This window comes from Gordonia sp. SGD-V-85 (genome assembly GCF_001456905.1).
Lineage (GTDB): Bacteria > Actinomycetota > Actinomycetes > Mycobacteriales > Mycobacteriaceae > Gordonia > Gordonia hongkongensis.
The window spans coordinates 171,291-183,753 of the sequence record NZ_LNQO01000009.1 but is presented as its reverse complement, the minus strand read 5'-3'; the positions used below and the strand labels follow the sequence as shown (position 1 = coordinate 183,753).

The following is a 12,463-nucleotide window of genomic DNA, read 5'->3' as shown; positions in this document are numbered from 1 at the left end:
GCCGGACGGGCTTGTGTCTGGTCGATCTCGTCTCATGGGTGCTTCGCGTGGCGGTGCACCCCAGATGGGTCAGTGCGCGGAAAATTTTGCCGGCCCGGCGTCATCCGAAACCCCCGCGCGGTCGCCGGGACCATCGATTTGGCCGGGACCTGGGCATTCCCCTACACTTGTGGGGTTGCCTGCGGCACCGCTGTGTCGCGAATCGGCTCACGAACCCACTGGGGCGGACGGCCCGGGTGTCACAACCTGGTCAAAACCCCAGGCAGGCGTGTGTTCGATGGCAACAGACCGTGTGCGTCGGGTCGGAAATCCGCCGTACATAAGAAGCCAGGTCAAGGAGACTAACGAGTGATTCAGCAGGAATCCCGCCTGCGAGTCGCCGACAACACCGGTGCCAAGGAGATCTTGTGCATCCGCGTGCTCGGCGGTTCCTCGCGGCGCTACGCCGGCATTGGCGACGTCATCGTCGCCACTGTCAAGGACGCCATCCCGGGCGGCAACGTCAAGAAGGGTGAGGTCGTCAAGGCCGTCATCGTGCGCACCACCAAGGAGCGCCGTCGTGCGGACGGAAGCTACATCCGCTTCGACGAGAACGCCGCCGTCATCCTCAAGGGTGAGAGCGACCCCCGCGGAACCCGCATCTTCGGCCCGGTCGGCCGCGAGCTGCGTGAGAAGAAGTTCATGAAGATCGTGTCGCTGGCACCGGAGGTGATCTGACATGAAGGTCCACAAGGGCGACACCGTGATCGTCATCTCGGGCAAGGACAAGGGCGCCAAGGGCAAGGTCATCCAGGCCTTCCCGAAGACCCAGCGTGTCCTCGTCGAGGGCGTCAACCGAATCAAGAAGCACACCGCCGCGTCGGCCAACGAGCGCGGTGCCTCCTCCGGCGGCATCGTGACCCAGGAAGCCTCGATCCACGTCTCGAACGTGATGGTCGTGGACTCCGACGGCAACCCGACTCGCGTCGGCTACCGCGTCGACGAGGAAACGGGCAAGAAGGTCCGGATCTCGCGCAAGAGCGGGAAGGACATCTGACATGACCTCTACTGAACCCAAGATCCAGCCGCGCCTGAAGACTCGCTACCGCGAGGAGATCAAGGACACGCTGAACAAAGAGTTCGAATACCCCAACGTGATGCTGATCCCGGGCGTCGTGAAGGTCGTCGTGAACATGGGCGTCGGCGACGCCGCCCGTGACGCGAAGCTGATCAACGGCGCCGTCGAGGATCTGGCCAAGATCACCGGCCAGAAGCCGGAGATCCGTCGCGCTCGCAAGTCCATCGCACAGTTCAAGCTGCGCGAGGGCATGCCGATCGGTGCGCGCGTCACCCTCCGTGGCGACCGCATGTGGGAGTTCCTGGACCGTCTCGTGTCCATCGCTCTCCCGCGTATCCGCGACTTCCGCGGACTGTCGGACCGTCAGTTCGACGGCAACGGCAACTACACGTTCGGCCTGAACGAGCAGTCGATGTTCCACGAGATCAACATCGACAACATCGACCGGCCCCGCGGTATGGACATCACCGTCGTGACGTCGGCCACCACGGACGACGAAGGCCGGGCGCTGCTGCGTGCCCTGGGCTTCCCGTTCAAGGACAACAACGTTAAGGACAACTGACATGGCAAAGAAGGCTCTGGTCAACAAGGCCAACAAGAAGCCCAAGTTCGCCGTGCGGGCCTACACCCGGTGCAACAAGTGCGGCCGCCCGCACTCGGTGTTCCGCAAGTTCGGCCTGTGCCGAATCTGCCTGCGCGACATGGCGCACGCCGGCGAGCTGCCGGGCGTGCAGAAGTCCAGCTGGTGACTCTCACCCCCAGGATTTCGTAGCACGAATGCGCTCATGGAGCGCATTCGTGCTACCGATTCCCCAGCGGCCCCATCTCGCTTCGGCGAGGTGGGGCCGTTGTCGTGTCACTGCTGAGCGAGCCACTCCTCGATGAGGTCGGGGACGCTCTCGATCGACGCGGTGAGCGAACGCTGATAAATGCGGTTGACGATGGGATCGGCCATCTTGCCGAACACCCCGCCGAAACCGGTCGAGGACGTGATCCGACACGTCACCCGGACGCCGTCGGAGGTCTCCTCCAAAGAGATGCGCGTGGTGAACGGGAACGGCGCTTCGACGGTCTGGAACTCCGTCTCCTTACAGGTGTCGACGCGGGTGAACTCTCCCCGCCAGTCCACCGTCCGACCGAGGACGGCCGTCTTGCCCTTCCACTGTGAGCCGACGGCGAGTGGCCCATCGGTCAGCGGAGTGACCTCGACGGTTCCCGGTAGGTAGGCGGTGGTGTGTTCGGGAGCGGACATGTACTCCCAGACGATGTCGAGTGGTTGCTGGACTGTGACGGATGCGCTGGATTCGGGCATGACGGAACCCTTTGTGTGCGAACGATTGTGGGTCGGCAGGGCCGGAGCCACGCCGCACACCGTCTCGGGGCGGGTGGTGATCACGGTCCGAACGAGATGCATCCGCCGGTCAGAGCACTCCCCGTCGGCCGCGAAGGCTACGTCCGAATTGTCCCCGATTCGTATGTCTAACAAAGACTTTCATGAACGTCGTCCTCATGGATTTCTCCGTCGGAGATCGATCGCTCGTGGGCTGATGCCGACATCGCACTCCTCGGACCGCGTCGTCGTCAGCGGGTGGCGGCCCATTCGTCGACCAGGCGCGGCAGCTTCTTCGCGTTCGCGGCGAGCGACCGCTGATACGCGCGGATCGCCAGCGCGTCGGCGAGCTTCCCGACCGCCCCGCCGACGCCGGCGTTGCGGATGCGATAGGTGAGTTCGACGCCGCGACCAACCTCCGCGAACGTGGCCGAGATGGCGAACTCGAGCGGTGACTCCGTGGAGGAGAACTCGGTGGCGGTGTGCGCATCCACCCGCGTGAACTCGCCGGTCCAGTCGACGGCGCGGCCGAGCCCCTTCATCTGGCCGCGCCAGACGGACCCGACCGAGACCGGCCCGTCGGTGACGGTCTCGGCGCCGATCACGCCGGGCGTCAGCGCCGCGACGTGCTCCGGGATGAGGCAGTACTCCCACACCGTGGTGAGGGGTTGTCGGACGAGGACGGTCGCACTGGCTTCGGGCATGGCCTCGACGTTACCCGCCCGCCGGATTCGGTAGCCAAGTATGTTCTATGACATCGCTTTTCGCTACGAGACCCGGTGGGCCACAGCGCCCGAGGATCCCGCCCAGCACACCACCGGTGCCGAGCCCGGCCGCTGTGAGGCCCCACCTCCCACCAAGGAGGTGGGGCCTCACGCTTTTCGCCCGCACCACAGGCCGGGCGTGAACACTATGGAGTTCTCAAAGGGCATGCGCGGTCCGACGGATCGGTGCGCGAAGGTGCCGAGCAGGGCGTCGCCCTCGTCGGGATTCGGCTTCAGCAGTGTTGACGCCCGGGTCTTCTCGGGCCGCTCGCGTATGCGAGCCGGTCATCGATCACCGAGGTGGATCGATCAGGCTGCGGCCCGGTCATCGAGAGTCATGGTGCGGCGGTTGTACGCCGGGAGTGGCGTTCGCAGCCGGTCGATCGATGCGGGTGGGATCAACCAGGGGTGGCGGTCGGTGCCCATGACGATGTCCCATTCGCCGGCATGGATGTGGGCATGGCAGGACGCGCAGAGCAGGCACCCGTTGTCGAGGTCCGCCCCTGCTCCAGAACTCGATGTGGTGGACCTGGGTACGCCCGGCCGGCGCCCCGCATTTGATGCAGCCTTGATCGCGGATGATGATCGCTCGCCGCAGGTGCGCCGGAAACAGTCGCTTGCTGGTGCCCATCTGCAAGGGGACGTTGTCGCCGTCGATCACGACATCGGTGATCGTGGAGTCGCACGCCAGCAACCTCGCGGTGGTGAGACTGATAGAGCCCATCCACAACAGGCTCGCCTTGTCCGGAGCGGTCGCCGGCAGCAGCACGCTGACGTGGGTCTTAGGTGGTGTGGCGAGGCTGGTGTCGGCCACGGCCGCGGCATCGAGGATGAGTTCCAGGGCGTCCGAGTTACGGGCGCCGGGCGTCCGAGAATCGTCGGATCCGTCGGGCTCCGGTCGCGGACTGTTCAGGGATTCGATTGCAGCGGTCAGCTTTTCGGCGATGACCGTGTCGAGGTCGCCACGTACGCGGAGCCTGCCGTCGCCGGTCGGTGTGAATGTGAACTCGTTGATGGTGCGGTCTTCGCCAGGCGGTAGCCCGCCGGTGATGGCCGCATACTCGTTGCCCAGTTCGCGGGCTCTCCTCGCGATCTGCGCAGGGGTGGCTCCGGACATCGCCTGGGCGATCAATGCCTGCTCGACTTCTGCTCGTTCCTCGATGAAGACACCCTCGGGTGCTCGACGCTCGACGTGCGCGATACCGGTGACGATGGCGTCGGCATGTTCGCCGGGGATGGCGCCGTCGGCGGTGTAGCCGGGTAGCTGCGTAAGCCGGGGGTGGCAATTGCCAATCCGTAACCAGCGGTGTGCGATTGTGGGGGCCGCGCCCATGGCGATCAAGAGGATGGATGTCTTGCCGGTCGATTCTCGGGCGACTCCGAGGCGGTCGAGAGTGGCGGCGCCGACGGCGGCATGGTGGTCCACGATGGCGCGGAGTTCGATCAGCAGGGTCATCGCGGTGTGCGCTTGACGAGCGGTTGGCTCTGCGCCACCAGGTGCGAGATCCCACAGCGACTCGCGAATCGCGGTCAGCACAGCGAGATACCCCTCACCGTCGAGGTGTTCGGCACCTTCGGTCTCTCGGCACGGCGTGGTGGCGAGTGTTGTTGTCATGACGAACCTTCCACATCACAGGACAGAACTGGAGGTAGGGCTTCTCGTCATCGTTGGTTCGACACCGGCGTAACCGCTTGCCGATATGCGTCTTTCATCTGTGGCCTCTAGGAACTCACTGTATCCGGGGGCACCGACAAGGAGAGAACGGTCGATGGCCCGGCCTCCGCAACTCAGGCTGATCACCTGGCCGCTCGCCTGCTCAGCGTCGGCGTCGGGCCGCCTTGCGCCGCTGGGCCCGGTTCATTCCGGGGTGCGGGTAGATGACGCGCGGACTGTCGCCACCGGTCGCTCGCGGGTCGTGCACGCCCATCACGAATTGGTGTTCCGGGGCAAGGGTGTAACCCTCATCCCACGGATAGCTGCCCAGATCGTCAGGCCACACCGCCTGCAAGACCGGAGCATCGGGGTAGAGGACGTTGGTGACGATGAGATCGGATTTGTCCACCAGTTCGATCACGGTGACCGGAACCTCAAATGAATCTAGTTGTATCGGAACAGAATTCGACACGATCGAGTGCCAGTCATAGGTGTGGAACACGCTGCCAGCTCGTAGAGAACCGATGCACTCGTTCGTGCATCCAGTCCGTACACCGCCAACTCGGGGAGGTCGTGTAAGCGCAGGCCGGTGGTGTACGCGAAAGAGCAGTCAGGTGCTTCGCATTCGGGAGATTGACACGTGCACTGGTCACTGACGGCCGTCACTGCCCAACCGTAGCGCCGGATGCGGTCGAGCGTCTCGCGCACCAGCGGGTCGGGGTGCCAGCGGGGCAGACCCCGCAGATCGGAGAAGTGGTGGGCCATGCTCGCTCCTGGTGTTCGAAGGTGGAGCGTAGTAGAGCAGGCGGCACCGACAACTTCGGAAGACGTGCCGAGTTCCGCCTCGTCAGCGCCCGAGGATGCCACCCAACATGCCGCCGGCCCCTGACCCGGCCGACCCGCCGCCACCGGTCCCGCCGACGAACCCGCCGGGCGGGAGTTCGGACGGCTGCACGACGACGAACCCGCGGCCGGAGAACTCGAGGGTGAACCGCTCGCCGGTGCTGCGTCCCATCAGGGTGCCGAGGTTGAACGAGTCGTTGGACTTCACCGAGGTGCGCAGGCTCGACGACCACGCGACCGCGGCCTGGGGGTCGGCATAGGTCGCGGCGTCGACGTTGAGGACGACCGGGGTGCCGTCGGTGGTGATGGCGATCCGGCCGCGCCCGGTGAAGACGCAGTTGAACAGTCCGGCGTTGCTCATCGCGCCGGCACCCTGCACACGGGCGATGTCGTAGGACAGCGAGGAGTCGAAGGCAAGGACGTTGGCGCCGTTGATGGTGAGGCCGTCGGAACCGTCGAGGTCGATGAGGTGCACGTCCGACGCCGCATCGGCGAGGAACAGGTCGCCCTGTCCGGTGACCTTCATCAGCGGAACGCCCTCGCCGGTCATCGCCTGACGCATCATCCGTCCGAGGCCGCCCGAGCCGAGCGCCTCGAACTTCAGGTTGCCCTGGTAGGCCACCATCGAGCCGGTGCGGGCCATGACCTCACCGGCGAGGCCGACCCGGCACATCTTGCTGCCCTGCTTCTGGATGCCCTGCCCGGTGACCTCGGCGTGGGACGGCGCGAACAGATCGCTGTGCATGGGAACTCCCTGTGGTTGGGCGGTGACCGGGGGCCGGGGCGGAGGCGGCGGTGCGGACGGTGTATTCCATTGCGGGGCTGGTGGTTCGGGTGTCGACGGCGGCGCGGTTGGCGTCGACGCGGCCGGCGGCCAGGGCTGCGGATCGGTGACTCGCCGAGGCCGACCAGGAGGCGGCGTCGCGGGCTCGTCGTCGACCTCGATGCCGAAGGCGGTGGCGAGGCCCGCGAGACCGGCGTCGTATCCCTGGCCGACGGCACGAACCTTCCAGACGTCGTTGCGCCGGTAGATCTCGAGGCACACGACGGCCGCCTCGCTGGTGAGACCGGAGGGGCTGAAGACGAGTTCCGTACCGCCGCCGGTCAGCGTCGCGGTGAGGGCGCCGGCGGTCGCGAAACTCGCGGGTCCGGTCCCGTCGAGGCTCGCCGCGACGACGACCGTCGCGATCTCCCGAGGCAGCGCGGCGGTGTCGACCGAGATGATGTCGGCCGAGCCGGCAGCACGGTATCCGACGCCGGGGCCGCTGGGCTGGTTGTAGAAGACGAGGTCCGCGTCGGAGCGAACGCGACCGGCATCGGTGAGCAGGATCGCCGAGGTGTTGACCGGCGATGCCGAGCGCACCGAGACGGTCACGGCCGTCGACGGCAGCGGACGGTTCTCTCCGGCGGTCAGCGTGAGCACGGTGTCCATTGTGCCAACCATCGTCTTCTGCCGTCGGCGAAGTCGGGCCCGGCCGTCATCGTGGGCGCGGTGTCGTGGAGCGCGCCAGCTCGACGACCTCGTCCTCGGTCGGCGGACTCGCCGGGTGGTAGGTGAGGCAGAGCGGCGTCTCGGCCTTGGCGAACCGCCCGCCCTCGCTCGCGATGTAGAACGTCCCCGCCGGGAGCTTGCCGATGTCGGGAATCCTGCTGCCCTTGTTGGCGGCGAGTTCCTTGGCGCGTTCGATCTGCGTCGGATGATTGAGCAGTCCGAAGATCTGGGTCGAGGAGTTGGCCGAGATCTTGTTGTCGATGCCGGTGGGCGACTGGGTCGCGAAGATGAGCCCGAGGCCGTACTTGCGAGCCTGCGACGCCAATGCGCTCGTGCTCTTCGACGCCGCGGTCATCCGGACGGACGGGGCGAAGTTCTGCGCCTCGTCCATGACGAGCAGTCCTCCGAGTGGCCGGTCGGCGGCCGGATTCTTCTTGATCCAGGCGAACAGGGCCATCTGGAGCTGATTGACGAAACCGGCCCGCCGGTCGTCGGTGCCGAGGCCGGCGAGGTTCACGACCGACACCCGGGCCCGGAAACCCGGTGAGGGAGTGAGCAGGTACCCGGGGTCGGCCGGGGCGGCGTCACCCCCGAAGACGGGATCGATCGCCATCGAGGCCTTGAGGTTCTCCGCGAGTTCGGCGGCGAGCTTCGGGGCGTCGGCGAGGGTGCTCGCGTCGTCGGGCAGTTCGGTCAGCAGTCCGACGTAAGCCTGCAGGGCGCCGCCGCCGCGTCGTCCGAAGGCCTCCATGGACTGCTGCAGGACTGCTTGCTGCCGATAGGCTTTCGCGCTGGTCCCGATGGCCCGGGCATGCGGGATCAGGGCGCCGACGGCGGAGTCGACCGCGGCACGGAACTCGTCGGGGTTGCCGACCACCGTGCTGAAGTCGGGTAGCGGCTGGAAACTCAATGGCCGCCCCGATGCCCGACCCGGGGTGAAGACCGCGACCTCGGTGTCGTGCAGGTAGCGCTTGGCGCGCTCGCGGTCGTCGGGCGTCCACGGACGCGGGTCGGCGTCCGGCCACGGTGTCCCAAGGCGTGCGAGGTCGTTGTTCACGTCGAGGATGATCGACGAAACTCCTTGCAAGGCAGCCTCTTCGACGATGCGCCGAATCAACACCGTCTTCCCCGAACCGGATCCGGCGAACAGCGCCACATGCTTGCGCAGGGCGAACAGCGAGACGGTCACCGCCTCGCCGGTGGCGACACTTCGCCCGAGGGTGATCGACTGTTCGCTGGCGGGGGTGGTTCGCGACGACGATTCGGCGGTGTCGGACCCCGACGTCCCCGACCGAGGGCCGGTCGACCGGAACTCGTCCGTCGTCGGCTCGCGGGGTGGCGTCGTGGTCGAGCGTTCGTCCGCGGTGCCGGGCTCGTGGCGTTTGGCAGGCGTGTCCGAAGTGGTTCCCGCGGTATCCGTTGACTGCACGCCTGGCGCCGGCGCCTCGAGTGCGGGGCCCAGGATGTCGGTGAGGAAGGCGATCTCGGCAGCCGGGTTGCGGTCGGAGATCCACTCCCGGAGATGCGAGGGCCGTTCGGCCCGCAGCTGTGCCAGCGCGCTCAGCCGCTTGATGTCCTGTTCGGTCCAGGCGACGACCCGTCCGCCCCGATCGTGCAGCTCCTCGACCATCTGCCGGGTCTTGGGTCCCGTGGGCCAGGGATCCCGCCGCAGGATCACCAGGGTGCGTTCGATGTCGCCGAGGGTGAAACCGGAGGTCGTCGTCGCGCTCGACAGGCGCGTCTGGACGGCACGCGCGTTCGATGCCGCGATGGCACGGAAGCTCCAGGACTGCTCGATGTCCCGGTTCGGGTCGACGAGTTGTCGGATCCGCCCGTGCAGCGGACTCTTCGGTCCCGGCCGGGCATCGAGCTGCCAGCGGTCGGCGTCGCGGGACAGTGCCTGGATCCACGTCGCCAATCCGGCATGGAGCAGCGAGGGGACGATCCGGTCCTCGGTGTCGGGTACCAATGCGGGTAGCGGGTCGGCACGCCGGATCAACTCCGTGTACCGCTGGTCGAGCTTCGCGAACGCGGGATCGTCCGAGGTGGTCGTCGACGACGAGTCGGTTGACGACGATCCCGCAGACGACGATTCAGCAGACGACGAGCGCCCCCGAGCGGTCGCTTCCGTGTCAGGAACGTCTGTCGTGGTGCGGGATTGGGTGATCAGGGGGAGTGTGCCCTGGCCGGCGGAGGTCTTGGACGTGGCGCCGGAGAGGTCGGTGATCTCGGCGAACGTGTCGCTGCGGAGCATCGCGGCGATCTGGCGGTCCACGGTCACCATCAGCTCGCGCGGGGTGTAATCCGTGGCCGCCGTCAGTGCGGTGTCGGTGACCGGCCAGGTGGGATGGGGCGGCGTGAATCCGACGCCGGCGAAACCCGGTGCGAAACGCCGGGCGAGCAGGAGCCGGCCGAAGTCCGCACTCGTGGGCCGTTGCAGGGTGGGTGGCAACCGGAACCGATCAACCGCTGATCGCATGACGTGTCCGGCGAGGTACTCCCACGCGGCGGTGATCGAGGAGACCACACATGTGGTCCGACTCATGGTGTCGCGCACCGACATCAGGCCGTGCGCCAGTTTCTCCACCTGTGATTCCTCGCCCGGCTCGGCGGTCTTGCCGGCCTCGATCAGGGTGTCGATCTGGTCGATCGCGAGCACCGCCGCATCGTCGAAGGCGATGATCCGCGAGATGTTCTCGACGATCTCCTGATAACCGAGGCGCGCATTGCGGATGCCCCAGGCGGCCAGTTCCTCCGCGTCGTCGATGTCCAGGTGCAGAAACGCCTCGCCGAGGTCTTTGGCCGCGAAGTCGTCGGACTCCAGCAGTACGAGCGCACGCAGGATGTGCTGCGACCGGCGCCGGTGCCGCGAGTGGCGGGTGTAGACGCCGTGGACGAAGTCATCGAGGGCGGCGGGTGTCAGCGGCGCGCCGCCGGTCACGGCGTCACGTGTCCCGTCCGCGACCCCGGCGTCGATCGCGAGGCGGTGGAGGAGCTGATTCAACTGCGAGCGGTGGCGGGGCGTCGGTCGGCCGAGGTCCTCGATGATCGCCACGAGCACCGAACGCCAGAAGTCGGTGGCGTCGAGCAGTTTGACGAGGAAGAAGTACCCGCCCTCCTCTTGGACACGATGCCGGACCCGGCCCAGGAGATGGGTCTTGCCGGATCCGGCCGGGCCGCGCACCGTGACCCCGATCGGACTCCCCGACGGCGAACGACGGGCGTCGTCGAAGGAACGGATGATGTCGAAGATGGTGTCCTCGTGCAGGCCCCCGACGTGGAAGGGGTCGGCGGTGCCCCACACGTCGTCGGGGGTGTCGGCCCAGTTGAGGCGGATCGATTCCAGTGCGTGACGGGCGTCGGCGTCCATCGGATCAGCTCTCCTCGATCGCAAACAGATGGCACGGTTGCGTGCCCACCGTCACCGCGGCCGCCCGGTCGGCCGGGGTCAGCAACGCCTGGTCTTCCTGCGGGATGAGGCTGACCCCGGGTGCGCGCTGGAACTCCACCATCGTGGCGTCGAAGACCTCGTCGCTCATCCCGGGCAGGTCGGCGCGCAGATCGGTGACGAGGACGAAGTCGCCCGCCGTGACGGCTCGGGTGCGGTAGGCGGCCGCGATCTGGTCCCGGGGATCGACGGTGGACGACGCCGGGTCGGACGCAGCCGTTGCGATCGGGGTCCCGGGCTCCTCGTGGGTGGGGCGTCGGGGACGGCCGAACACCTCATGGAGACGGAGGTCCTCGTCGTCGAGGTACCGGGCGAGGCCGGCGAGGACCGCGTACATGGCCTTCGTCGGTGCAGTCGATCTCTTCGGTGGCTCGGATGTCAGTTCGGCCGCGCACCAGGCCCACCCGCGGTCGGTCAGGGTGTGGAAGTACGCGCGGCGTGCGCCGAGTCGCGAGTCGACGAGGCCGAGGGCGTTGAGATGGTTGCGGGCCGGCTTGTCCAGTGCGGCACCGAACTCCTTCAGTTCCGGGTTGGAGAGCTCTCGGGACTCGGCCAGCAGGACGAACAGCGCCGCACTCTGGATCGGCGTCAGCTGGGCGTGGTCCACGGATGCTCCTCGCGGGTCGAAGGGGGTCGGGCGGGCGTCGGTCGGGACGATGCCGGTGGTCGGGAGCGCTCGGCGATCACGGCGGCCAGCTCTGCGACGACAAGGGACGTGTCGTCGAGAACGTGGTCGTTCGTGTAACGCAGAACGAGGTACCCGGCACGCTGAAGCATGTTGTCGCGACGTCGATCTCGCGCGTACTTTACCGGGCCGCGATGATCCGCGCCGTCGACCTCCACGACCACGCGTTCACTCGGCCACAGCAGGTCGACGATCACCGCGGGGTGGAGCGGATCGAGGTCGCGCGGACTCCGGTTCCACTGTCGGTCGCGAGCCCACGGTGCACGCGCGAGGGCGCGTTCGAGGGCTTGCTCGGCCTCGCTGTGCGGTGCCGGTCTTCCTGACGGACGGGAGGCGACGAGGACGGGCCTCGCCGAGGTCGATGACGGATCGGGCAGCGCCTCCACCGGATCAGACGGCGGGAATCGCCGCCCCGCGGGTACCCCGATCCGGATCGCCGGCACCCTGGTGACCGCGGGCAGGGCGTCGGCGGTGAGCCACACGGTGAGGTCGGCGTGGTCGGCCAGCCATTCGTACGCGGCGGCGGCCGCGTGCTGGGCCCGCTCGGCCAACGCGGTGTCGGCGCGCACGGCCAGGACCACGGAACCCCGTCCGTATCCACTTCGCAAGAGGAATGTCAGCGCGCCCGCCCGGGCGTCGTCGGCGGGGCCGGGGCCGGGACGTCGCGCGCCGGCGGCCGCACGGGCCAGATGGATGACGGCGGGCGAGGGGAAGCCGGCGTCCCGGCACAGCAGGCGCGCCGTGGCCTCGGCGTCGTCTGCGTCGACCGGCCGGCCCGGCTCATGGCCCGGGAGCCAGACCGGGAAGAGGGCGACGACGATGTCCTCGAGCGCGTCGAGGACCTCTCGGACGACCTCCCGGGCGGTGCGATCGCCGGGTCCACGGTGGTCCAGGAACACCGGTAGGTCCGCCGAGACCGAGTCGACGAGGTCGGCCAGGGCGAGGCCGTCGACGTCATCGACACGTAGCACGTGCCCGGGACGCACGGCCGCGTCGAGAGCTGACGGGCGGATGTTCATCGACGCCGACGATATCGCCCGAACCCGACAGCCGCCCGGTGGTCGCGGGTGATCTGCGGACCGCCACCACCGCTCGACGGCAGTCCACCGACCGCGGATTGGACCTTGTGGTGCCCGCGGGCACTGCGTTTGACTGGACGGCGACGGCCGCAGGGCGTCGTTCGACCCTGT

13 protein-coding genes are annotated in these 12,463 nt (G+C 67.7%); 4 read left to right on the top strand and 9 right to left on the bottom strand.

Translation table 11 applies throughout. From position 1 onward, the window contains the following. Positions 1-348 precede the first annotated feature (348 nt). Genes rplN through AS181_RS13085 form a run of 4 tightly spaced genes read left to right on the top strand, consistent with a single transcriptional unit; the run spans position 349 to position 1,806 of the window. Positions 349-717, top strand: a complete 369-nt coding sequence (rplN, locus tag AS181_RS13100) for a 50S ribosomal protein L14 (RefSeq protein WP_004019493.1) — start codon at positions 349-351, stop codon at positions 715-717. A gap of 1 nt (position 718) precedes the next feature. Continuing rightward, positions 719-1,036 carry a 50S ribosomal protein L24 gene (rplX, locus tag AS181_RS13095; RefSeq protein WP_005197643.1) on the top strand — a complete coding sequence of 106 codons (318 nt, stop codon included), beginning with the start codon at positions 719-721 and terminating at the stop codon, positions 1,034-1,036. A 1-nt stretch (position 1,037) separates the two neighbouring features. Beyond that, positions 1,038-1,619 (top strand): 50S ribosomal protein L5, encoded by a 582-nt coding sequence (gene rplE, locus AS181_RS13090; protein WP_055475154.1) that lies wholly within the window; start codon positions 1,038-1,040, stop codon positions 1,617-1,619. A gap of 1 nt (position 1,620) precedes the next feature. Beyond that, positions 1,621-1,806, top strand: coding sequence for a type Z 30S ribosomal protein S14 (locus AS181_RS13085; RefSeq protein ID WP_004019490.1), 186 nt, complete (start codon positions 1,621-1,623; stop codon positions 1,804-1,806). 107 nt (positions 1,807-1,913) lie between these two features. Here AS181_RS13085 and AS181_RS13080 read toward each other — a convergent pair whose 3' ends face one another. The 9 genes from AS181_RS13080 to AS181_RS13045 form a co-directional block, all read right to left on the bottom strand. Then, positions 1,914-2,369 (bottom strand): SRPBCC family protein, encoded by a 456-nt coding sequence (locus tag AS181_RS13080; protein ID WP_058252033.1) that lies wholly within the window; start codon positions 2,367-2,369, stop codon positions 1,914-1,916. 269 nt (positions 2,370-2,638) lie between these two features. Further along, a complete protein-coding gene (locus AS181_RS13075; protein WP_058251998.1) occupies positions 2,639-3,091 on the bottom strand; it encodes an SRPBCC family protein in 453 nt (150 codons plus the stop codon). Between the two features lie 385 nt (positions 3,092-3,476). Next, on the bottom strand, positions 3,477-4,766 hold the full coding sequence (locus tag AS181_RS13070; protein ID WP_231742428.1) for an HNH endonuclease: 1,290 nt from the start codon (positions 4,764-4,766) through the stop codon (positions 3,477-3,479). 202 nt (positions 4,767-4,968) lie between these two features. After that, positions 4,969-5,226 carry a DUF4262 domain-containing protein gene (locus AS181_RS25640; RefSeq protein WP_254661962.1) on the bottom strand — a complete coding sequence of 86 codons (258 nt, stop codon included), beginning with the start codon at positions 5,224-5,226 and terminating at the stop codon, positions 4,969-4,971. Positions 5,227-5,249: 23 nt separating this feature from the next. Continuing rightward, positions 5,250-5,570, bottom strand: a complete 321-nt coding sequence (locus tag AS181_RS25635; protein ID WP_254661961.1) for a DUF4262 domain-containing protein — start codon at positions 5,568-5,570, stop codon at positions 5,250-5,252. 82 nt (positions 5,571-5,652) lie between these two features. After that, complete coding sequence (locus AS181_RS13060; RefSeq protein WP_058251997.1) at positions 5,653-7,080, bottom strand: AIM24 family protein; 1,428 nt, start codon at positions 7,078-7,080, stop codon at positions 5,653-5,655. A gap of 46 nt (positions 7,081-7,126) precedes the next feature. Next, positions 7,127-10,510 (bottom strand): helicase HerA domain-containing protein, encoded by a 3,384-nt coding sequence (locus tag AS181_RS13055; protein WP_058251996.1) that lies wholly within the window; start codon positions 10,508-10,510, stop codon positions 7,127-7,129. A 4-nt stretch (positions 10,511-10,514) separates the two neighbouring features. Further along, the gene (locus AS181_RS13050) at positions 10,515-11,195 is read right to left on the bottom strand and encodes a hypothetical protein (RefSeq protein WP_058251995.1); all 681 of its coding nucleotides are present in this window, start codon (positions 11,193-11,195) and stop codon (positions 10,515-10,517) included. Continuing rightward, the gene (locus AS181_RS13045) at positions 11,177-12,292 is read right to left on the bottom strand and encodes a DUF559 domain-containing protein (RefSeq protein WP_058251994.1); all 1,116 of its coding nucleotides are present in this window, start codon (positions 12,290-12,292) and stop codon (positions 11,177-11,179) included. The genes AS181_RS13050 and AS181_RS13045 overlap by 19 nt, the downstream gene beginning before the upstream one ends. Positions 12,293-12,463: the final 171 nt, after the last annotated feature.